19 protein-coding genes are annotated in these 20013 nt (G+C 68.4%); 10 read left to right on the top strand and 9 right to left on the bottom strand.

Annotated features, from left to right (window positions below; translation table 11 throughout):
- Nucleotides 1-63: 63 nt before the first annotated feature.
- Complete coding sequence (gene mnmG / locus KK141_RS12980; RefSeq protein WP_214570106.1) at nucleotides 64-1938, bottom strand: tRNA uridine-5-carboxymethylaminomethyl(34) synthesis enzyme MnmG; 1875 nt, start codon at nucleotides 1936-1938, stop codon at nucleotides 64-66.
- Nucleotides 1939-2535: 597 nt separating this feature from the next.
- On the opposite strand from mnmG, the gene KK141_RS12985 reads away from it, so the two are divergent.
- A complete protein-coding gene (locus KK141_RS12985; protein WP_167255383.1) occupies nucleotides 2536-2721 on the top strand; it encodes a hypothetical protein in 186 nt (61 codons plus the stop codon).
- Between the two features lie 35 nt (nucleotides 2722-2756).
- Here KK141_RS12985 and pepN read toward each other — a convergent pair whose 3' ends face one another.
- Nucleotides 2757-5408 carry an aminopeptidase N gene (gene pepN, locus KK141_RS12990; RefSeq protein WP_214570105.1) on the bottom strand — a complete coding sequence of 884 codons (2652 nt, stop codon included), beginning with the start codon at nucleotides 5406-5408 and terminating at the stop codon, nucleotides 2757-2759.
- 68 nt (nucleotides 5409-5476) lie between these two features.
- On the opposite strand from pepN, the gene KK141_RS12995 reads away from it, so the two are divergent.
- Together KK141_RS12995 and KK141_RS13000 are read left to right on the top strand one after the other, a co-directional pair.
- Nucleotides 5477-6487 carry an aldose epimerase gene (locus tag KK141_RS12995; protein ID WP_214570104.1) on the top strand — a complete coding sequence of 337 codons (1011 nt, stop codon included), beginning with the start codon at nucleotides 5477-5479 and terminating at the stop codon, nucleotides 6485-6487.
- On the top strand, nucleotides 6484-7431 hold the full coding sequence (locus KK141_RS13000) for a pyridoxal-phosphate dependent enzyme (protein ID WP_214570103.1): 948 nt from the start codon (nucleotides 6484-6486) through the stop codon (nucleotides 7429-7431). The genes KK141_RS12995 and KK141_RS13000 overlap by 4 nt, the downstream gene beginning before the upstream one ends.
- A 101-nt stretch (nucleotides 7432-7532) precedes the next feature.
- Here KK141_RS13000 and KK141_RS13005 read toward each other — a convergent pair whose 3' ends face one another.
- Nucleotides 7533-8417, bottom strand: a complete 885-nt coding sequence (locus KK141_RS13005) for a DMT family transporter (RefSeq protein WP_214570102.1) — start codon at nucleotides 8415-8417, stop codon at nucleotides 7533-7535.
- A 251-nt stretch (nucleotides 8418-8668) separates the two neighbouring features.
- Between KK141_RS13005 and KK141_RS13010 the strand changes: the two genes are divergently transcribed.
- From KK141_RS13010 to KK141_RS13025, 4 genes are all read left to right on the top strand, one after another.
- On the top strand, nucleotides 8669-9442 hold the full coding sequence (locus tag KK141_RS13010) for a hypothetical protein (RefSeq protein ID WP_214570101.1): 774 nt from the start codon (nucleotides 8669-8671) through the stop codon (nucleotides 9440-9442).
- Between the two features lie 134 nt (nucleotides 9443-9576).
- Nucleotides 9577-10320, top strand: coding sequence for an MHYT domain-containing protein (locus KK141_RS13015; protein WP_214570100.1), 744 nt, complete (start codon nucleotides 9577-9579; stop codon nucleotides 10318-10320).
- A 70-nt stretch (nucleotides 10321-10390) separates the two neighbouring features.
- On the top strand, nucleotides 10391-10960 hold the full coding sequence (locus KK141_RS13020) for a DNA-3-methyladenine glycosylase I (RefSeq protein WP_214570099.1): 570 nt from the start codon (nucleotides 10391-10393) through the stop codon (nucleotides 10958-10960).
- Between the two features lie 335 nt (nucleotides 10961-11295).
- A complete protein-coding gene (locus KK141_RS13025; protein WP_214570098.1) occupies nucleotides 11296-12165 on the top strand; it encodes an MBL fold metallo-hydrolase in 870 nt (289 codons plus the stop codon).
- Here KK141_RS13025 and bioC read toward each other — a convergent pair.
- Genes bioC through bioB form a run of 5 tightly spaced genes read right to left on the bottom strand, consistent with a single transcriptional unit; the run spans nucleotide 12162 to nucleotide 16838 of the window.
- Nucleotides 12162-13043: a malonyl-ACP O-methyltransferase BioC gene (bioC, locus tag KK141_RS13030; protein WP_214570097.1), complete on the bottom strand. Its 882-nt coding sequence runs from the start codon at nucleotides 13041-13043 to the stop codon at nucleotides 12162-12164. The two genes, KK141_RS13025 and bioC, sit on opposite strands and share 4 nt — an antisense overlap.
- Complete coding sequence (gene bioH / locus KK141_RS13035) at nucleotides 13040-13810, bottom strand: pimeloyl-ACP methyl ester esterase BioH (RefSeq protein ID WP_214570096.1); 771 nt, start codon at nucleotides 13808-13810, stop codon at nucleotides 13040-13042. The genes bioC and bioH overlap by 4 nt, the downstream gene beginning before the upstream one ends.
- Nucleotides 13807-14562, bottom strand: a complete 756-nt coding sequence (locus KK141_RS13040; RefSeq protein ID WP_214570095.1) for a sulfurtransferase — start codon at nucleotides 14560-14562, stop codon at nucleotides 13807-13809. The genes bioH and KK141_RS13040 overlap by 4 nt, the downstream gene beginning before the upstream one ends.
- 25 nt (nucleotides 14563-14587) lie before the next feature.
- On the bottom strand, nucleotides 14588-15781 hold the full coding sequence (gene bioF / locus KK141_RS13045; protein WP_214570094.1) for an 8-amino-7-oxononanoate synthase: 1194 nt from the start codon (nucleotides 15779-15781) through the stop codon (nucleotides 14588-14590).
- Nucleotides 15782-15791: 10 nt separating this feature from the next.
- Complete coding sequence (gene bioB, locus KK141_RS13050; RefSeq protein WP_214570093.1) at nucleotides 15792-16838, bottom strand: biotin synthase BioB; 1047 nt, start codon at nucleotides 16836-16838, stop codon at nucleotides 15792-15794.
- 161 nt (nucleotides 16839-16999) lie between these two features.
- Between bioB and KK141_RS13055 the strand changes: the two genes are divergently transcribed.
- Both KK141_RS13055 and KK141_RS13060 read left to right on the top strand, forming a co-directional pair.
- A complete protein-coding gene (locus KK141_RS13055; protein ID WP_214570092.1) occupies nucleotides 17000-17206 on the top strand; it encodes a hypothetical protein in 207 nt (68 codons plus the stop codon).
- Between the two features lie 15 nt (nucleotides 17207-17221).
- Nucleotides 17222-17941, top strand: a complete 720-nt coding sequence (locus tag KK141_RS13060; protein WP_214570138.1) for a ComF family protein — start codon at nucleotides 17222-17224, stop codon at nucleotides 17939-17941.
- 22 nt (nucleotides 17942-17963) lie between these two features.
- Here the strand turns inward: KK141_RS13060 and KK141_RS13065 are convergent, their stop codons facing one another.
- Complete coding sequence (locus tag KK141_RS13065) at nucleotides 17964-18941, bottom strand: right-handed parallel beta-helix repeat-containing protein (RefSeq protein WP_214570091.1); 978 nt, start codon at nucleotides 18939-18941, stop codon at nucleotides 17964-17966.
- Between the two features lie 234 nt (nucleotides 18942-19175).
- On the opposite strand from KK141_RS13065, the gene KK141_RS13070 reads away from it, so the two are divergent.
- Nucleotides 19176-19979: a thioesterase family protein gene (locus KK141_RS13070; protein WP_214570090.1), complete on the top strand. Its 804-nt coding sequence runs from the start codon at nucleotides 19176-19178 to the stop codon at nucleotides 19977-19979.
- Nucleotides 19980-20013 lie beyond the last annotated feature (34 nt).

Below are 20013 nucleotides of genomic sequence, written 5' to 3' on the forward strand. Positions count from 1 at the left end.
AGCCGCATCATGCCATGCCCGCGCAACGGTTCCATGTCCGTGCGCGGCCGCGCCGCCGGCTGCTCAGGCCGCGCGGCGCTTGAGATGCACCAGCAGCAGCGAGATCGCCGCGGGGGTGACGCCGCTGATGCGCGAGGCCTGGCCGATGGTCTGCGGCAGCGCGCGCTTGAGCTTGAGCAGCACTTCGGCGGACAGGCCGCGCACCTTGTCGTAGTCGAAGCCGTCGGGAATGGCCGTCTGCTCGTGGCGGCGCTGGCGCTCGATCTCCTCGCGCTGGCGCTCCAGGTAGCCGGCGTACTTGGCCTGCACTTCCACCTGGGCGGCGACGTCGGCGTCGCTCACGGCGGGACCCAGTTCCGGCACGGTGGCGAGGCGGGCGTAGTCCAGTTCCGGGCGGCGCAGCAGGTCCAGCGCGTTGCTTTCGCGGCTGACCGCGATGCCGAGCTGGCGCTCGATCGCCGCGCCCAGCGCGTTGTTCGGCGCCGCCCACAGCGTGCCCAGGCGCTGCGTTTCCCGCTCCACCGCTTCGCGCTTGGCGCGCAGCGCGTCGAAGCGCTGCTGCGGCACCACGCCCAGCGCGTGGCCGGTTTCGGTGAGGCGCAGGTCGGCGTTGTCCTCGCGCAGATGCAGCCGGTATTCGGCGCGCGAGGTGAACATGCGGTAGGGCTCGATGGTGCCGTTGCTGGTGAGGTCGTCGATCAGCACGCCGATGTAGGCCTCGTCGCGGCGCGGATACCACGGCGCCTTGCCCTGCGTGGCCAGCGCGGCGTTGAGGCCGGCGATCAGGCCCTGCGCGCCGGCTTCCTCGTAGCCGGTGGTGCCGTTGATCTGCCCGGCGAAGTACAGGCCGGGAATGCCCTTGGTTTCCAGCCAGGGATGCAGGCCGCGCGGGTCGAAGTAGTCGTACTCGATGGCATAGCCGGGACGCGTGATGTGCGCGCGCTCGAAACCCTTGATCGAATGCACCAGGTCCAGTTGCACGTCGTAGGGCAGGGAGGTGGAGATGCCGTTCGGGTAGATCTCGAAGGTGTCCAGCCCTTCCGGCTCGATGAAGATCTGGTGCGAGGACTTCTCGGCGAAGCGCACCACCTTGTCCTCGATCGAGGGGCAGTAGCGCGGGCCCACGCCTTCGATCTGGCCGGTGTACAGCGGCGAGCGGTCGAGCGCGCCGCGGATCACCTCGTGGGTGCGCTCGCTGGTGTGGGTGATCCAGCAGCTGACCTGGCGCGGGTGCTCGTCGCGCGAACCGAGGTAGGAGAACACCGGGGCGGGATCGTCGCCCGGCTGCTCTTCCAGGCCGGTGAAGTCGATGCTGCGCAGGTCGATGCGCGGCGGCGTGCCGGTCTTCAGGCGGTCGGCCGCCACCGGCAGCTCGCGCAGGCGCTGGGCCAGGGTGGTGGCCGGCGGGTCGCCGGCGCGGCCACCGGCGTACTGCGCCTGGCCGATATGGATCTTGCCGGCCAGGAAGGTGCCGGCGGTGAGCACCACGGCCCGGGCGCGGAAGCTCAGGCCCATCTGGGTCACTACGCCGACCACGCGGCCGCCTTCCAGCAGCAGGTCGTCCACGGCCTGCTGGAACAGTTCCAGATTGGGCTGGGTTTCTACGATGCGGCGGATCGCCGACTTGTAGAGCGCACGGTCCGCCTGGCAGCGCGTGGCGCGCACGGCCGGGCCCTTGGAGGCATTGAGCGTGCGCCACTGGATGCCAGCGCGGTCGGCCGCGCGCGCCATGGCGCCGCCCAGGGCGTCGATTTCCTTGACCAGGTGCCCCTTGCCGATGCCGCCGATGGCCGGGTTGCAGCTCATCTGGCCGATGGTCTCGATGTTGTGGCTGAGCAGCAGCGTGCGCGCGCCGGTGCGGGCCGCGGCGAGCGCAGCCTCGGTGCCGGCATGGCCGCCGCCGACCACGATGACGTCGTAGGGAATCGGGTGAAGCATGGTGAAGACCGCCTGCGGGGCGCCTGAGTGGAGCGGAGAAAGCGATATGGTAACCCGATCAGTGCTTTAGCACGTGGAGCTATTTTCCTGGCACGGATCCTGCTTTTGTCCCGATGCACTTTCACTGGGCAGACGCTGCGCGGAGACGCGCGCAGAGACCGAACGGACAGGGGTTCGGTCGCGTGCCGGGGAGAGGAAGCAAGACGGCGCCCATTGGGCGCCGTCGTTTTTTCTGCTTGCCGGAGGCTTGGAGAAGCTTTGATCCGACCAGAATAAGATCTGGCGCCCGGCGGTCTCAGGAACAGGGGGAATCCAGGATGACCGTGTTGCCGGGCGCCAGAAACCGTGAATTCGGTGGGCGCAGGCGGCGCTGCCGCCTCGTCGTGAAGGCGATAATTGCCCCTGCAGCGTGAACATGGGGTGACTAAAACGGAGATTTGTGCCGGAGTGCGGCAGCAGCTGACGTCCTACGTCATTTCGTGATCCGTGCCCGGGAAATCCGTGACGAGTATCCATGTGGCGCGTGATGCGCATCACAAAGAATGGCACGCCGGTTGCTTCGCCTTCCCCGCCGTAGCGTTTCAAGGGGGCAAGGCCATGGACATGAGCATCGACTTCAAGGCGTTCTTTCCGCACCACGATCTGCTGATCGAAATGGGGCGCGTGGAAATGGCGATGGAGCATCTGGATCAGCGCGCCGACGACGAGCGCCGCTCGCTGCGTCCCCGGCTGGAATCGCGCATGCACCGCCTGCGCAGCGAGCTCGACCACCTCGTCGTCTGAAGCGGCCCGGCGCGCCGGGCCACCCGTTCGCCCGCTTACTCGTGCAGCATGCTCTGCACGATCTCGGCGAGATTGCGCGACAGACCTTCCCGTTCCGTCAAAGCGGCAATCGCTTCCCTGGCGCGTGCGCGGCGCACCGGCTCCAGCCGGCGCCAGCCGTTGAACACGGTGGCCAGCCGCGCGGCGATCTGCGGATTGAGCGCATCCAGCTCGGCCAGCCGCTGCGCCAGCAGGCGATAGCCCGCGCCGTCGGTGCGATGGAAACCCGACGGATTGCTGCGCGCCCACGCGCCATAGAGTGAATTGACCCGGTTGGGATTCTTCAGGGTGAACGCGGCATCGCGCTCCAGCGCCTGCACGGTCGCCAGCGCCGGTTCGCCAGGCTGCTGGGTCTGCACGCTGAACCACTTGTCCAGCGCCAGCGGGTTGTCCGCATACCGCTGGCGGAAATGCGCCAGCGCATCCGCGGCCTGCGGCGCACCGGTGCGCACCAGCACGGCGAGTGCGGCGAGGCGGTCGGTCATGCCGGGCGCGTGTCCGTATTGCTGCGCGGCCAGCGCCTGGGCGCGCGGCGTGTCGAGCAGGGCCAGCAGGTCGAGCATGCGCCGCTTCAGCCGGCGCTGCGCCTGGCTGGTGGCGTCGAGCTTTTCGCTCGTCTGGGCGGACAGGGCCTGATAGCGCGCCAGGACGGCCTCGGCGCCCACGCGCTCGGCCAGCCGCCGCTGCAGTTGCTCGCGCATGGCATGGATGCGCTGCGGATCCGCTTCGCGCTCGCGCTCGGCCAGTTCCACCTCGCCGGGCGGCGTCATCAGGTCGGCCAGCAGCGCGGGATCCACACCGTCCTCGACGAACAGCCCCGCCAGCGCACTGCTCCACGCGTCCACAGCCTCGCCGCCGCCATGCTCGCGCAGCGCCTCGTACGCGCAGGTGGCCAGCTGCTGCCCGGCCTGCCAGCGGTTGAAGCCGTCGGCGTCGTGGCGCAGCAGCAGGGCCAGGTCGGCCGCGGCGTCCATGCCTTCCAGAATCACCGGCGCCGAGAAGCCGCGCAGCAGCGACGGTACCGGTGCGGCATCGAGGTCGCGGAACACGATCTGCTGCTCGGCCTTGTCGGCCACCACCACCAGCTCGGTCGCCCCCGACTGCGGATGTCCGTCGACATGCAGCGGCAGCATCCGCCCATCGCGCGCGAACAGCGCGAGCTTCACGGGAATCGGCAACGCCCGCTTGTCCGCCTGCCCAGGCGTAGGCGGCGTGTGCTGCGCCAGCGTGAGCGCGTACTCGCGGCGCATCGCGTCGTAACGGCCGCTGGCGCGCAGACGCGGCGTACCCGCCTGCGCATACCACGCCAGATAAGGCGAGAGATCGATCCCGTTCGCCTCGCCCAGCGCGCCGAGGAAATCCTCGATCGTCGCCGCCTGCCCATCGTTGCGCGAGAAATACCGATCCATGCCGCGCCGGAAGCCCTGCTCGCCGAGTCGCCCGGCGATCATGCGCACCAGCTCCGAACCTTTCTCGTACACCGTCGCGGTATAGAAGTTGTTGATCTCGCTGTACTGCGCCGGACGCACCGGATGCGCCAGCGGGCCGGCGTCCTCCGGAAACTGCGCGCGGCGCAGCAGCGCCACGTCCTCGATGCGCTTCAGCGCCGGCGAATTCATGTCCGCCGAGAACTGCTGCTCGCGGAATACCGTCAGCCCTTCCTTCAGCGACAGCTGGAACCAGTCGCGGCAGGTGACGCGGTTGCCGCTCCAGTTATGGAAATACTCGTGCGCCACCACCGCTTCCACCGCGCGGTATTCGTCGTCGGTGGTCGAATCCGGATCGGCCAGCAGGTACTTCGCGTTGAAGATATTGAGGCCCTTGTTCTCCATCGCACCCATATTGAAATCGTGGGTGGCGACCACGTGGAAAACGTCCAGGTCGTAGTTGCGCCCGTAAGCCTTCTCGTCCCAACGCATGGAACGCTCCAGCGCATCCATCGCGTAGTGGCAGCGGTCGATCACGTTGGCCTCGGACCAGATCACCAGCTTGACCGCACGCCCGTCCGCCGTGCGGTAATCGTGCTCGATTTTTTCCAGCCGCCCGGCCACCGTGGCGAACAGATAGCTCGGCTTCGGATGCGGATCGACGAAGCGCGCCCAATGCCGCCCGTCCTGCATTTCGCCCGCGCCATCGGGATTGCCGCCGGCCAGCAGCACCGGGAAGCGTGTCTTGTCGGCGCGCAGCGTCACCGTGTAGCGGGCCAGCACGTCCGGCCGGTCGGGGAAGAACGTGATGTGGCGAAACCCTTCCGCCTCGCACTGCGTCAGCAGGAAGCCGCTCTCGCGCGAACCCGACAGATACAGGCCTTCCAGCGCCGTGTTCCGCGCCGGCTGCAGGCGTACCCGCGTTTCCAGCACGCTGCCGTCGCGCGCGCCATCCACTTCCAGCTCGCCTTCGCTCTGGCGGTAGCGGCTGGCATCCAGCGGCTGGCCGTCCAGTGCGATGGAAAGCAGCTCCAGCCCTTCGCCATCCAGCCGCAGCGGTTCGTCCTGCGCGGGGTCGCGGCGCAGGAACAAACGGGACGACACCTCGGTGACGTCGATCCCCAAGTCGAACTCCAGTTCGACACGCTCCACGCGCCAGGCGGGCGCGCGGTAATCGCTGAGGCGGATGGTGGGTGCGGAAAGCTGGTCGCGTGCGCTCATGAGGGACATTGGCAGGCTGCGGAGACGGTTCAGGCTAACATGCGGCATTTTCGCAGCAGGACAAGCTAATGCCGAGCCATGCCTACCGCGCCGGACGCAGCAGCGTGGGGCCCCACGAGATCGTGATCCTGGAAGACCCCTCCCGCGGCCGGCGCGTGCGCATCGCGCGGCGCGGTGCCACGGTGATCGGGCTGGAACAGACCCTGGGTGCGGCCACGCTGGACCTGGCCGACGGCTACCGCGACGCCGCCGAGCTGGACAGCCGCCCGAGCTCGCGCTTCGCCATCATGGCGCCGTTCGCCAACCGCATCGACGATGCGCGCTACAGCTTCGACGGCGAAACCCACGACCTGCAGCCCGGCATCGAGGGCAGGCAGCGGGCGGCACGGCATGGCTTCGTGCGCGGCGTGGATTTCGAACTGGCCGGTTTCGGCGCGAACGAATTGGGTGCGCATGTTGAATTCCGGACCTCGGCGATTCGCCCCGGCGTGCATCCGGGCTACCCGTTCGCGATCGACCTCAGCATCAGCTATCTGCTCGATGCCGACGGCCTCACGCTGGAAGCGAGCATGCGCAATGTCGGCGACCGCGCGGCGCCGTGCTTCTTCGGCTGGCATCCGTATTTCCGCCTGGGCGATGCACCGGCCGATGCCTGGGAACTGCAGATTCCCGCCGAGACCATCGTGCGCACCGATGCCGACTACATCCCGCTGCCCGGCAAGGCGGCGCACGTGCCGATGCAGGAAGAGCCCGCGCTGGATTTCCGCCGCCCGCGCCCGATCGGCGCGCACGAGATCAACCACGCCTATGCGCAGCTGCGCCTGGACGAGGACGGCCGCGCCCGCACCCGCCTGCGCGACCCCGACAGCGGCCTGGGCCTGGCCGTGTGGCAGGAGTCCGGTGTGATGCTGGCGTTCACCGCCGACACCGTCACGCGCGACGTGCGCCGCTCGGTGGCGCTGGAGCCGATGGAAAGCTGGGCCGATGCCTTCAACCGGGCGGATTGCGCTGATGCCATCCGCCTCGAACCCGGAACCGAACGCCGCTTCCGCTGCGGCGTGGAGATCGAACTGCCATGAGTGCACTGCCCGACCTCGACCAGATCCGCGACGCCGCCGCGCGCATCGCTCCTTACGCCATGGTGACCCCGGTGCTGCGCAGTGCACGCCTGGATGCACTCGCCGGCGCGGAACTGCATTTCAAATGCGAGAACCTGCAGCGCGGCGGCGCGTTCAAATTCCGCGGCGCCTGCAATGCGGTGTGGTCGCTGGATGACGAACAGGCTGCGCGCGGTGTGGTCACGCATTCCTCCGGCAACCACGGCAATGCCTTGGCCATGGCCGCCGCCACGCGCGGCATCACGGCGCATGTGGTGGTGCCCGCCGGCGCGGTGCGCGCCAAGGTGGATGCGATCGAACAGGCCGGCGCGGTGCTGCACCGCTGCGGGCCGACGCAAGCGGCGCGCGAGGCGATGTCCGCCGAGGTGCAGCGCCAGACCGGCGCGGAGATGGTGCATCCCTATGCCGACCCGCGCGTGATGGCGGGGCAGGGCACCCTGGTGCTGGAGCTGCTGCGCCAGGTGGAAGGCATCGATGCGCTGATCACGCCGCTTGGTGGCGGCGGGCTTGCCGCCGGTTGTGCGATTGCCGCGCATGGCTTGAAGCCGGAGCTGGCCATGTTCGGCGCGGAGCCGGCGGGTGCGGACGATATCGCACAGTCGCTGGCGCGCGGCGCACGCATCGAGTCCTTTCATCCGGACACCATCTGCGATGGCTTGCGCGCGCTGGTCGGCGAGCCGAACTTCGATGCGCTGCGCACGCATCGCACGCAGGTGATCACCGTCAGCGACGAAGAAGTGGTCGCGGCGATGAAGCTGCTGTGGCGCGAACTGAAGCTGGTGATCGAACCGTCCAGCGCCACCGTGCTCGCCGCGGTGCTGAAGCAGCCCGAGCATTTCGCCGGCCGCCGCGTCGGCCTGGTGCTGACCGGCGGCAACATCGATCTCGACGCCTTGCCCTGGTAAGCGCCCTCACCGCGTAGGTTGGGGTGAGCCACAGGCGAACCCCAACGTTGCGCGGCGCTTGAAGGTGGCAACGTTGGGGTTCGCCTGCGGCTCACCCCAACCTACGCCGGCCTCTTCAATTTCAAACCGCTCACGGCGAGCAAGCCAGCGAGCACCAGCGCAATCCCACCCCATTCCATCGCCGACGGCTGCTCGTGCAGGATCGCCCACGCCAGCAGCACGCTGACGATCGGCACGCCCAGGCTGGACAGGCTCGCCACCGCGGTCGGCAGGCGCTGCAGCACCAGCAGCCATAGGCCCCAGGCCACGCTCGACGCCAGCACCACGCTGTAGGCCAGGCCCGCGATCAGATCCCAGGTCCAGTCGATCGGCCGCTGCGGCACCAGCAGCGCCACCATGCACAGACCCAGCGCGCCGAACAGCATCTGCCACGCGGTGAGGTTGAGAGGTGTCGGCTTATGCCGCTGGAACATGCGCTTGCTCAGCACCGTGCCCATCGCCCAGGCCGCGCCCGCGCCGATCGCCAGCATGGTGCTGCCGCCGGTGCCGAGGCCACGCCAGGGCTCGATGATGCACACCAGGCCCAGCGCCGCGAGCGCAAGCCCTGCCCAATGCCGCGACGTAGGCTTCTCGCGCAGCACCACCCACGCCAGCAGCACCGCCCAAAACGGCATGGTGTAGGCGAGCAGCGCGACGCGTCCCGCACCGCCTTCCACCAGCGCCCACTGGCCCAGGCCCTGGAACGCCGCCGTCTGGCACAAGCCGATCAGCGCCGTCGGCAGCAGCGGTGGCGGACGCAGCGACTGCCGCGTCGCCAGCAGCACGCCGAACAGCACCAGCGCGCCCAGCGTGTAGCGCAGCGCGGAAAACTGGAACGGCCCCGCATGCTGCAGCACCTGCTTCATCACCACCCAGCTGTAGGCCCAGATGAGGATGGTGACGAGCATCGCGGCGATCGCGCCGCGCCTGGAAGCATTCGAAGACATGTGGCCTGCGCAAATTTTTTCGTCGAGTGTGTGTGCGACGTAAGTGGAAAGAGGTCAGCGATGCGCAAGCTTAGCGATGGATCGACGTGTACCGACGCGCTTGCGTGAAGAGCGTGTGTAGAACAAACGTCGAGCCGATCAATGAATGCGAGGCGCAATGCGAGTTTCTAGAAAGACATCACATTTTGCCTGGATCGCATGACTCATGTTGCCGTTCACAATTGAAACCAGCATCGACCACAGGGGGAAAGATGATCGAGCTGGAGGTGCAGGTCCTTTCGGACCGCCGCGAAGGATTGCTGGTGGAGCTTGGCCGCGTCGTCGTGGCCAACGGATTCACCCTGGTGCGGCAACGTTTGTCCCAGGACGGCCGGGGAACCTGGCTGACCATGATCGTGCGCGGTCCCACCGACCGGCAGCTCGCGATGGAAGAAGCGCTCGCCACGCATAGCCGCGTGCTGAGCTTCGAAGCGGGCCTTGCCGAAGGCCGTCCGGCGATGGCGGCGATGGCGCAGGCGGTATCCGCGCCAGGCCCCGCGCCGATAGCGCCGCCGGCACCGCTGCCGCCGACGCAAAGCGCAGGCCCCGACGTGCACCAGGTGGAAAGCACGCTGCCGCAGCTGGCGCGCGACTATCCGAAGATCTATCCCTGGCTGCGCAATCTCGAACACGCGGTGGCGGCCGATGCGCGCGAAGCCTCGCTGCATCTGGCCGGCCGCCGCACCGGCGCCTGGGTGTACAAGCGCGAGTACGCGATGGGCGCCAAGCTCACCCTGGTCGATGCGATCAAGCGCATTGCCGTGCCGGCCATGCGCGAGCTGGCCAGCGTGGACTGGCGCGACGGCCAGCTGTTGATCCAGAACAGCCCGTTGTGTTCGCCCGGCAGTCAGTCCGGCTGCCGTTTCTTCAGTGGTTATATCGAAGGCGTGCTCGGCGGATCCGTCGAGCCGCAGACCGTGTTCGTACGCAACCTGTTCTGCCGCAGCCACGGCGCGGCGAGCTGCATTCTCGAGATCTCGCACTGACGGACGTGCAGTAAGCAGGGGGGACCGGTCCCGGCCCGGACCCATGGCAGACACCCACGGCGCATCCGCGCCGCAGGCGGGCTTTTTTTGAATTTCCACGCGAACCAATTCCACGCGAACCAAGGAGAAATGCCATGGCTGCGCATCAAAGCTACAGCTGGATGCTGATCGTTCTTTCCTACCTGATCTCGGTGCTCGGTTCGTATACGGCGCTGCAACTGGCGGTGGGCATTCCGCTGGCGCAAAGCAGCCGCCAGCGCACCGCCGCCATCCTCGCCGCCGGGGCGGCCATGGGCGTGGGCGCGATCTGGGCCATGCATTTCATCGCCATGCTCGCCTGCGACATGGGCATGCCGGTCACCTACGACCTGGCGCGTACGTCGCTGTCGGCGGTGCTCGCGTTCGCCGCCTGCTCGATGGGCCTGGCCATCGCTGGCAGCGGCAGCTTCAGCTGGCCCAAGCTGGTGGCGGCCGGCGTGTGCATGGGTCTGGGCGTGGCCGGCATGCATTACCTCGGCATGGCGGCGGTACTGATGGGCGCTTTCATCACTTATGACGTGAGCATCGTGGCGCTGTCCGTGCTGATCGCCATCGTCGCCTCGATCGCCGCGCTGTGGCTGGCCTTCAACCTGCGCGGCATGGCGCAGATGGTGGGCAGCGCCCTGGTGATGGGCGTCGCCGTATGCGGCATGCACTACACCGGCATGGCCGCGGTGAATATCGAAGACAACGGCAGCCAGCTGCCCGCCGGCTATGCCGCCGGCCTGCGCGGCGACAACCTCGGCGTCAGCATCTTCGCCGTGGTGCTGGTGCTGCTGGTGGTGGTGCTGGTGCTCAACCATATGCGCCAGCGCCGGCGCGAGGCGATCACCATCTGATCGGCCAGGGACGGGGAGCGCGGCGCTCCCCGTTCCCGCTATGCTGCGCCTCCCTTCGGGAGCACGACGCATGGCTAAGCCTCTCACCCGCTGCGCCTGGGCCGACGGCAGCGAGATCGAACGCGACTATCACGACAGCGAGTGGGGCGTGCCGCTGCACGACGACCGCCTGCTGTTCGAATGCCTGATCCTGGAAGGCGCGCAGGCCGGCTTGTCCTGGCGCACGGTGCTGGTCAAGCGCGAGCGCTACCGCGAGGTGTTCCATAACTTCGAGATCGCACGCGTGGCGGCGATGAAGGATCGCGAGCTGGAAAAGCTCATGCTCGATCCGGGCATCGTGCGCAACCGCCTCAAGCTTTCCGCTACGCGTGGCAATGCGCAGGCCGCGCTCCAGGTCATCGACGAACTGGGCAGCCTCGATGCGCATCTATGGTCCTTCGTCGACGGCAAGCCGCTGAAGAACCGCTGGCGCGAGCGCAGCGAGGTGCCGGCCAGCACGGCGGTGTCCGACCGCATGAGCAAGGACCTGAAGAAGCGCGGCTTCCGCTTCGTCGGCAGCACCATCTGCTACGCCTTCATGCAGGCCACCGGCATGGTGGACGACCACATCACCGGCTGCTTCCGCCACAACGCCAAATAATAAGCGACGCCGCCGCTCTTGCTCCCTCTCCCCTCCGGGGAGAGGGCTGGGGTGAGGGGCCGGGCGGAGCGGTGCGCGGAGGGCCGCTACAAGCGCCAAAGTTTTTCTTCGCCCCGTAGAAGCGCCACCGCGAGCCCCCGCCCCTCATCTGCTGCGACCGAAGGGAGTCCCCGTGGGACCGGCATCTTCCTCGCTCCTCAAAGCAGAGCACATCCATGTGCTCTCCCCGCGTGCTCCCCGGCGGGGAGAAGAGTTTCAGTAGGAGCGGTGACAAGAACAACCGGCGCGCTGCACTATGTCCGCTGCGTCACCGTCACGCCGGCGAGGTAATACCGATGTCCCTGCTCCAACCCATCGTCCGCGCGTTCTTCCACGCCGACACCAACACCTTCACCTACGTCGTCCACGAAGGCCGCTCCGCGGTGGTGATCGATCCGGTGCTGGACTACGACGCGGCCGCCGCGCACGTGTCGACCGCTTCGGCCGATGCCGTGGCGGCCTATGTGCACGAGCAGCGGCTGACGGTGGAATGGATTCTGGAAACCCACGCCCACGCCGATCACCTGAGTGCGGGCGACCATCTGCGCGATGCGTTCGGCGCGAAGCTCGCCATCGGCGAAGGCATCGTGCGCGTGCAGTCGCGCTTCAAGGCGCTGTTCGGCCTGGGCGAGGAATTCGTGCCGGACGGCCGCCAGTTCGACCGCCTGCTGCGCGATGGCGACGTGCTGCATGCGGGCGTGATGGAAATCCGCGCCATGGCCACGCCGGGCCACACCGACGACGGACTGACCTATCTGATCGGCGACGCTGCCTTCGTGGGCGACACGCTGTTCGCGCCGGAAACCGGCACCGCGCGCTGCGATTTCCCCGGCGGCGATGCCACGCGCCTGTACGCGTCGATCCAGCGCATCCTTGCGCTGCCGCCGGAAACGCGGCTGTTCCTGTGCCACGACTATCCGCCGGCGTCGCGCGGTGCGGAAGCGCAGACCAGCATCCCCGCGCAGCGCCACGGCAACGTGCACGTGAAAGATGGCGCGACCGAAGCCTCGTTCGTCGCTCTGCGCACCGCGCGCGACGCCACGCTGCCCGTGCCGCGGCTGCTGCTGCCGGCGCTGCAGGTGAATATCCGCGGCGGCCGCCTGCCGCCACCGGACGAGGAAGGCGTGCGCTACCTGCGCCTGCCGCTCAACCGTTTCGGCGCTTAGCGGCGGCGCGAACCGCGCAGGCTGTCCACCGAGAAGCTGGCGATCTCGCCGCCGCCTTTCACGCGGCGCGACTGGCCGGTCGCCGGACCCCACGCATGCGCCGTCACCACCTCCCAGGTGGCCGGCACGCGTCCGTCGACGCGCATGGTTTCGTAGGCGCCCAGCATCTGGCGGTAGTGCTTCTTGCCGGTCAGCCCGCGCTCGCGCGCGGTATCGGCATTGGTGGCGCCCAGGCCCTGCAGTTCCTTCAGCAGCAGGCGCGGCTCGCTGTAGGTGAGGGTGTAGCGGTCCACGTCCAGCACCGGGTCGCGCAGGCCGGCGGCGATCATGGCGTCGCCCAGGTCGTGCATGTCCAGGAAGCGGCTTACGTGCGGCTGCTGGTCGGCCTGCGCCCAGGCCGCGCGCAGTTCCTTCAGCGTGTCGGGGCCGAAGGTGGAGAACAGCAGCAGGCCGCCGGGCTTGAGCACGCGCACGCATTCGCCGAACAGCGCCTGCAGGTCGTCGATCCACTGGAAGCACAGGTTGGAATGCAGCACGTCCACGCTGTGGTCCGGCAGCGGCAGCTCGGTGGCTTCCGCGCATACGCGCTGGAAGGGTTTCAGCCAGCTCGCATGCTGCCTGGCCGCGCGCAGCATCGGCAGCGCGAGATCCGTCGCCAGCACCTGCGCCTTGGCATAGCGCTTCTTCAGCAGCGCCGCGCCGCGGCCGGTACCGGCGCCGACGTCGACGACCAGGGCTGGCGCTTCCAGATAGAAATCCAACCGCTCGAACAGCAGGTTCTGCACCTCGCGCTGCAGCGCATCGTGCTGCTCGTAGGTGCGCGCGGCGCGGCCGAAATTGCGGCGGACCTGGCGCCGGTCGATATGGAAGTCGCTCATCGCCAGCTATCCAGCAGAGGGTTGAGGGCCTGCGCCACTGCCTCGGCGTGGCCGAAGAACGGTGCGTGGCCGGCGCGCGCGATCTCGTCGTAGCCGCCGCCGCATTGGGTGGACGACCACTGCATCGCTTGCGGATGCACCAGGCGGTCGCGGTGGCCGGCGATCCAGGCGCTGGGTACCGCCAGGTCCGGCAGGGCGGCGCGGCGGTCGGTGTCGTCGAGGATGCGGATGCCTTCCTGCAGCACGCGCAGGTCCGGCTCGCCGCGCTCGAAGGCCAGCGCGCGCAGATGGCGCAGCTCGGCGCGCGGGTCGGCGCTGCCCATGGCTTCCAGCGCCAGGAAGCGCTCCAGCGTGGCGTGGTAGTCGGTTTCCAGATCGGTGGCGAGCTGGCGCACCAGGGTGGGGTCGCTGCCGTAGGGCCAGCTGTCGTCGCGCACGAACTTGGGCGTGGCGCAGACCATGGCCAGGCCGCGCACCTGGCGCGGGCGTTCCAGCGCGGCAGTCAGCGCGATCAGGCCGCCCAGCGACCAGCCCAGCCACAGGGCCGGCGGTGTCGCGTTGGCAATGGCCGCGGCGCAGGCCGAAGGCGCCAGCGGAATGCCGCAGTCGCGCGAATGGCCATGGCCCGGCAGATCCACCACGTAGACGGTGCAGCGCTGTTCCAGCGCTTCGGCCAGCGGCGCCATCACGCCGCCATGCATGGCCCAGCCGTGCAACATCACCACCGGCACGGGACCCGTGCCGCGCACGTCCACGTGCAGGCTCATGCGTCCGCTCTGTCGCCGCCGATGGCGGAGGGAGCGAGTTCCTTGTCGACCGCACCGCGTTCGTCGAACACGAAGCAGCCGCCGCGCCAATAGGCGCCGTCGGTTTCTTCGAAATATTTCAGGATGCCGCCTTCGAGCTGGAACACGTTTTCCACGCCAATATCCTGCATATGCAGCGCCGCCTTTTCGCAGCGGATGCCGCCGGTGCAGTACGACACCACCGTGCGGCCCTCGAAGCGCGCCCGATCCGCGGCGACGGCTTCAGGGAAGGCGGTGAAGCTGGCGATGCGGTAATCCACGGCGTGCTCGAACAGGCCCACATCCGTTTCGTAGTCGTTGCGCGTATCCAGCAGCACCACTTCGCGCCCGTCGTCGTCGCGGCCCTGTTCCAGCCAGCGCCGCAGCGTGGCCGGCGCCACCGACGGGGCGCGGCCGCCTTCGGGCCGGATCGTCGGCAGGCGCATGGTGATGATTTCCTTCTTCAGCCGCACGCGCATGCGGCCGAACGGCACGTCGTCGGACAACGACTCCTTCGGCGCGAGGTCGGCGAAGCGCGCGTCCTCGCGCAGCCAGGCCATGAACGCGTCCGTCGCTTCGCGCGGGCCGGCCAGGAACAGGTTGATCCCCTCCGGCGCCAGCAGGATGGTGCCTTTCAGCGACAGCGCCAGGCAGCGTTCGAGCGCGCGCTCGCGCAGCGCAGGAAGGTCTTCCAGGCTGACGAATTTGTAGGCGGAGAGATTGACGATCGGCATGAGGGATACGGCAGGTAGCGCGCCATTATAGCGGCGGGCTGCCTGCCTCGCCCGGCGCCAGGCCGGACAGGGCCTCCAGCAGCATGTCCACGTGTTCCTCCTCGTGGGCTGCCGACAGCGTGATGCGCAGCCGCGCCTTGCCGGCGGGCACGGTGGGCGGGCGGATCGCGCCGACCAGGAAACCCACCTGTTCCAGCGCGCCGGCGGCGGCCATTATCGTGCCGGCCTCGCCCAGCAGCAGCGGCTGGATGGCGGTATCCGAAGGCATCAGGGGCAGGCCCAGCTGGTGTGCGCCGTCGCGGAAACGGCGGATCAGCGCGGCCAGCTTCTCGCGCCGCCAGCTTTCCTCGCGCGCCACGCGCACCGCGGCCAGCGCGGCGGCAGCGACGGCCGGCGGCATGGCGGTGGTGTAGACGTAGGTACGGGCGGACTGCAGCAGGCCTTCGATCAGGCCGGCGGAGCCGGCGACGAAGGCGCCATGGCAGCCCAGCGCCTTGCCCAGGGTCGCCATCAGCACGGGCACCTCGCGCTGGCCCAGCTCCAGCAGGCTGAGCGTGCCGGCGCCGTTGTCGCCGAGCACGCCCAGGCCATGCGCGTCGTCGACCATCAGGGTGGCGTCCTGCGCTTCGCACAGCTTCGCCAGTTCGCGCAGCGGGGCGAGGTCGCCATCCATGCTGAACACGCCGTCGGTGGCAAGTAATGCGCCGGCCTCCGTGCGGCTGGCGAGCTGGCGCGCGGCGCCGTCGACGTCGTTGTGCGGATAGCGCTTCAGTTCCGCGCCGGCCAGCGCGGCGCCGTCGAGCAGGCAGGCGTGATTGAGCTTGTCCTGCACGCAGACGTCGCCCGCGCGCAGCAGCGCCTGCATCGCGCCGAGGTTGGCCATGTAGCCGGTGGAGAACAGCGCCACGCGCTCGCGGCCGGTCCAGTCGGCCAGCGCTTCTTCCAGCGCCGCGTGTTCGGCGCGATGGCCGCAGATCAGATGCGCGGCGGTGCTGCCCACGCCTTCGTCGTCTGCCGTGCGCTTGAACGCGGCGATCACCAGCGGATGCTGCGCCAGGCCCAGATAGTCGTTGCCGCAGAAACCGAGCAGGCGCCGCCCGCCGCTTTCCAGCCACGGGCCTTCGGCGTGCTCGACGGTGCGCAGCCGGCGTAGCAGGCCGGACCGCGCGCGCTCCTGAGTGGCCTGCGCCAGGCGTGCGAGCAGGGAAGGGCGGGGCATGGCGCTGCGGTCAGGCCGCCGCGCTGCAGCCGCAACCGCTGCCGCAGCTGCCCGCCATCGCAGCGTCTTCCAGGATATCGGCGTGCACCGTGCCGGCTTCTTCCACCACCTGCAGCGGATGCAGGTCCAGGCGCTGGAACAGGCGGCGATCGTGCTCCACGTCCGGGTTGCCGGTGGTGAGCAGCTTCTCGCCGTAGAAGATCGAATTGGCGCCCGCGAAGAAGCACAGCGCCTGCACCGCGTCGTCCATCTGCTGGCGGCCGGCGGACAGGCGCACCATCGAGGCCGGCATCAGGATGCGCGCCACCGCAATCGTGCGCACGAATTCGAACGGATCCAGCGCTTCGGTGCCTTCCAGCGGCGTGCCGGCCACTTGCACCAGCTGGTTGATCGGCACCGACTGCGGATGCTCCGGCAGGTTGGCCAGGGTCTGCAGCAGGCCGGCGCGCTGCGTGCGCGTCTCGCCCATGCCGACGATGCCGCCGCAGCAGGTCTTCAGGCCCACCGAGCGCACGTGTTCGAGTGTGTCGAGGCGGTCCTGGTAGTCGCGGGTGTGGATGATCTCGCCGTAGAACTCCGGCGCGGTGTCCAGGTTGTGGTTGTAATAGTCCAGGCCTGCGCGCTTGAGCGTCTGCGCCTGGTTGCCATCGAGCATGCCCAGGGTGGCGCAGGTTTCCAGGCCCAGCGCCTTCACCGCCGAGACGATCTCGGCCACCTTGGCCACGTCGCGGTCCTTCGGGCTGCGCCAGGCCGCGCCCATGCAGAAGCGGCTGGCGCCGGCGTCCTTGGCCGCCTGCGCACGCGCCACCACGGCATCCACGCTCATCAGCTTCTGAGCTTTCACGCCGGTGTCGTAGCGCGCCGCCTGCGGACAGTAGGCGCAGTCCTCCGGGCAGCCGCCGGTCTTGATCGACAGCAGGGTGGAGACCTGCACGGCGTTGGGGTCGTGGTGCTCGCGATGCAGCGAGTGCGCGCGGTGCAGCAGCTCGTTGAACGGCAGCGCGAACAGCGCGGCGACCTCGTCGCGGGTCCAGTCGTGGCGGAGAGCTTGAGTCATGGGGATGGCTCTGGCGGGGAAGGGCGACAGTCTGGCAGCGCTGCGGCGCCTGTCAACCGGAGTGGCGATAATCAGGTTGACGATGCGGGAACGTATGGCCTGCGTCGGAATGGCGGCTCTGGGCTACGATCCACCTGTTCAGCCCATCCAGGAGCCCATGCATGACCACCGGACAAGGCAGTACGGGCAATGTGCTCGCCGCTATCTGCAGCTTCTTCATCCCCGGCCTCGGCCAGCTGGTGCAGGGGCGCCTGCTGATCGCCATCGTGATGTTCGTGCTGGCCGGCGTGCTGTGGATCGTGTGGCTGGGGTGGATCATCCACCTGTGGTCGATCCTGGACGCGGCGATGTTCAAGCCGAAGGTCTAGGCCGGTCGCATGCGCATGGAGGCGCCGGTTCGTCTGCTCCAGCGCGGGCTCGATCGCCTGCACGCCGCGGTGCTGCCATGGCGCTGCCTGCTGTGCAGCGCTCCGGGTGCGCAGGGCATGGACTTGTGCACCGCCTGCGCGAAGGACATGCCGCGCAATCATTCCTGCTGCGCGCGCTGCGCCTTGCCGCTGCCGGTCGCGGCTGCCGCTTGTGGACAATGCCTGCGCCGGCTGCCGCCATGGGAGGCGGCGTGGGCGCCGTTCCGTTATGGCTGGCCGCTGGACCGCCTGGAAACGCGCTTCAAGTTCGGCGACGACCTTGCCGCGGGCCGCACGCTGGCGGCGCTATGGCGCGGCGAACCGGTCCCGTCCGAACGGCCGGCCCTGATTGTGCCGGTGCCGCTGCACCGCTCGCGCCTGCGCCAGCGCGGCTACAACCAGGCGCTGGAGCTGGCGCGTCCGCTGGCGGCGATGCTCGGCGTTGCGCTGGGGCACGACGTGCTTGTGCGTACCCGCGACACCTCCGCCCAGACCGAACTGGATCGCACCGCCCGCCGCCGCAACGTGCGCGGCGCGTTCCAGCTGCGCGAAGGCGCCGCGCTGCCCGATCACATCGCCCTGTTCGACGACGTGATGACTACCGGCGCCACCCTGGCCGAATGCGCACGCGTGCTCAAGCGCGCCGGTGTGCGGCGGGTGGATGCATGGGCGCTGGCGCGTGCGCCCATGCATTGACGCCCCGGCGCGCATCGCCCGGTCAAGGCGTGATGAGCTGCCCCGCATTCGGGCCATCGGCAAACACGTTGGTGCTGAACACATTCCCCGCGCCGGCAGGATCGTACGCACCCAGCGGCCCGTAGAAGCCGCTGTTGGCGAAGTACACCGTGGAGAAGTAGTTGTTGGTGACGTGGATGTTGGTGGAGTTGCCGGTGCGGCTGCCCGCATAGAGCGCATACGCACCGCCGGCCATCCAGTTGTTGTCGATGGTGACATTGGTCAGCGGACCGAAATCGTCCGTCGCATACACCGCCGCCGTTTCACCGCGATCGCCGGTGACCTGGTCGAGAAAGGTGTTGTGCCGCAGGATCAGCGGGCGTGTGTCGTTACCGCCGTCGTACACGTCTTCGAGGTGTGCGTAGTCGGTGCCGGTGCCGTAGATGAAAGCCTGCATATCGTGCATGTAGTTGTCGTGCACGTAGCCATTGCTGCCGGCAAAGTTGTGCGCGAACTCGGAGATGTCGTTGTAGGCGATCTCGACGTCGGGGCCGCCGTAATTGGCGATGCCGTAGTCTTCGCCGCCATTGTCGGCGCCTTGGCCGACCACGCCGACGATGGTGCAGTTGAGCACCTTCAATCCGGAGAAACCCTCGGCCAGCATGATGCCCCAGTAGCCGGTGGTGCTGATGCGCGAATTCCTGATGGTGACGTTGTTGGCGCTGACGTTGACCCAGCCGGTGATGTCGGCGCCATCGATCACGGTGCCATCCTGGGTGATGTTGATGCCGTCGGCGCCGCCCGACATCGGTTTCAGCGTGGTGCCTTTCAGCACGCCGGTATTGACGGCGCTGGGAAAACCGCAGGAAACATAATCGCTGCAGCCGATGCTGAAGGTGGGCAGCCGGGTGTGTTTCGGCGCGGCGGTCTTGGCGATCGAACTGCCGCCGCTCAGCGCCAGTGCCAAGGCAGCGAGCAGCGGGATAAGCCCAAGCGTCGGTTTGCTGTGTGGTGTGGACATCGTGGCACCGTTGATCGAGTGAGGGGGTATGCGTCCGTTGCGGCGTTGAAACGCCGTGCCTCGCTGCACTGAGGCCGCGCAGTAGTAATGCAGGTGCATCGCCTCGTCATGTGCTGGGATACTAGGCCTTGCGCGAAGCATCGATGCGATCACGATCTCCCGATAATCGCCCGGGAATTTCACGGGTGAGCCGATGCGCCGCGCATAAGTTTGATGACGTCATGGAGAATCGACATGCTGTATTCGCAAGTGCTCGACACCGTCCGTCCGCACGATGGCGGCTGGACCGCCGAGGTGCCGGAAAGCTGGGCGCAGGGCCGCACCATCTTCGGTGGCCTGCAAGCGGCGCTGGCGGTGCGCGCGATGCGCGACCTGGTGCCGCAAGCGGTGCCCTTGCGCGTGCTGCAGGCCAGCTTTATCGCGCCGATCGCACCGGGGCCGGTGCGGATCGAAGCGAACGTATTGCGCCGAGGAAAATCGGTGACGCAGATCGAAGCGCGCGTGCTCGATCAGGGCCAGACCGCCTGCCTGCTGTTCGGTGTGTTCGGCGAAGCGCGCGCGTCAGCACTCGACATCAGGCCACCGCGGCCTCTTCTGCCGCCGGCGGAAGCCGCCAAGCCGTTCACGTATGTCGAAGGCATCGCTCCAGCGTTCACGCAGCACGTGGCGACGCGCTGGCTGGGCGGCGTGTCGATCTTCCAAGGCAGGGAGGAGCCGCGAACCGGCATCTACGTCGGCTTCCGCGACGAACCCTATGCGGGCCCCGGCGCCCTGGGCGAGTCGCAGATCATCGGCTACGCCGACATCGTCCCCACCCCCGGCCTGTCGATGCTGAAACAGCCGACCATGGCCAGCTCGCTCACCTGGACGCTGGAACTGCTGTCGGATGACTTCGGCCCGGCCCGCGAAGGCCTGTGGCTGATGGATACCGAAGTCACCGCGGGCAGCCACGGCTATCTCAACCAGAGCGCCACCTTGTGGAGTCCCGAGGGGGAGGCGGTGGCGCTGAGCCGGCAGAGCGTGGTGGTGTTCGGGTGAGCCGCAGCGTCCCCGGAGCCAGGACTGAAATGAT

The organism is Dyella sp. LX-66, from assembly GCF_018599165.1.
Taxonomy (GTDB): Bacteria; Pseudomonadota; Gammaproteobacteria; order Xanthomonadales; family Rhodanobacteraceae; genus Dyella_D; species Dyella_D marensis.

Excerpts from the sequence above, each read along its gene's own strand:
- mnmG (WP_214570106.1), bottom strand. The coding sequence starts at position 1,938 with ATGCTTCACCCGATTCCCTACGACGTCATCGTGGTCGGCGGCGGCCAT.
- KK141_RS12985 (WP_167255383.1), top strand. The coding sequence starts at position 2,536 with ATGGACATGAGCATCGACTTCAAGGCGTTCTTTCCGCACCACGATCTG.
- pepN (WP_214570105.1), bottom strand. The coding sequence starts at position 5,408 with ATGAGCGCACGCGACCAGCTTTCCGCACCCACCATCCGCCTCAGCGAT.
- KK141_RS12995 (WP_214570104.1), top strand. The coding sequence starts at position 5,477 with ATGCCGAGCCATGCCTACCGCGCCGGACGCAGCAGCGTGGGGCCCCAC.
- KK141_RS13000 (WP_214570103.1), top strand. The coding sequence starts at position 6,484 with ATGAGTGCACTGCCCGACCTCGACCAGATCCGCGACGCCGCCGCGCGC.
- KK141_RS13005 (WP_214570102.1), bottom strand. The coding sequence starts at position 8,417 with ATGTCTTCGAATGCTTCCAGGCGCGGCGCGATCGCCGCGATGCTCGTC.
- KK141_RS13010 (WP_214570101.1), top strand. The coding sequence starts at position 8,669 with ATGATCGAGCTGGAGGTGCAGGTCCTTTCGGACCGCCGCGAAGGATTG.
- KK141_RS13015 (WP_214570100.1), top strand. The coding sequence starts at position 9,577 with ATGGCTGCGCATCAAAGCTACAGCTGGATGCTGATCGTTCTTTCCTAC.
- KK141_RS13020 (WP_214570099.1), top strand. The coding sequence starts at position 10,391 with ATGGCTAAGCCTCTCACCCGCTGCGCCTGGGCCGACGGCAGCGAGATC.
- KK141_RS13025 (WP_214570098.1), top strand. The coding sequence starts at position 11,296 with ATGTCCCTGCTCCAACCCATCGTCCGCGCGTTCTTCCACGCCGACACC.
- bioC (WP_214570097.1), bottom strand. The coding sequence starts at position 13,043 with ATGAGCGACTTCCATATCGACCGGCGCCAGGTCCGCCGCAATTTCGGC.
- bioH (WP_214570096.1), bottom strand. The coding sequence starts at position 13,810 with ATGAGCCTGCACGTGGACGTGCGCGGCACGGGTCCCGTGCCGGTGGTG.
- KK141_RS13040 (WP_214570095.1), bottom strand. The coding sequence starts at position 14,562 with ATGCCGATCGTCAATCTCTCCGCCTACAAATTCGTCAGCCTGGAAGAC.
- bioF (WP_214570094.1), bottom strand. The coding sequence starts at position 15,781 with ATGCCCCGCCCTTCCCTGCTCGCACGCCTGGCGCAGGCCACTCAGGAG.
- bioB (WP_214570093.1), bottom strand. The coding sequence starts at position 16,838 with ATGACTCAAGCTCTCCGCCACGACTGGACCCGCGACGAGGTCGCCGCG.
- KK141_RS13055 (WP_214570092.1), top strand. The coding sequence starts at position 17,000 with ATGACCACCGGACAAGGCAGTACGGGCAATGTGCTCGCCGCTATCTGC.
- KK141_RS13060 (WP_214570138.1), top strand. The coding sequence starts at position 17,222 with ATGGAGGCGCCGGTTCGTCTGCTCCAGCGCGGGCTCGATCGCCTGCAC.
- KK141_RS13065 (WP_214570091.1), bottom strand. The coding sequence starts at position 18,941 with ATGTCCACACCACACAGCAAACCGACGCTTGGGCTTATCCCGCTGCTC.
- KK141_RS13070 (WP_214570090.1), top strand. The coding sequence starts at position 19,176 with ATGCTGTATTCGCAAGTGCTCGACACCGTCCGTCCGCACGATGGCGGC.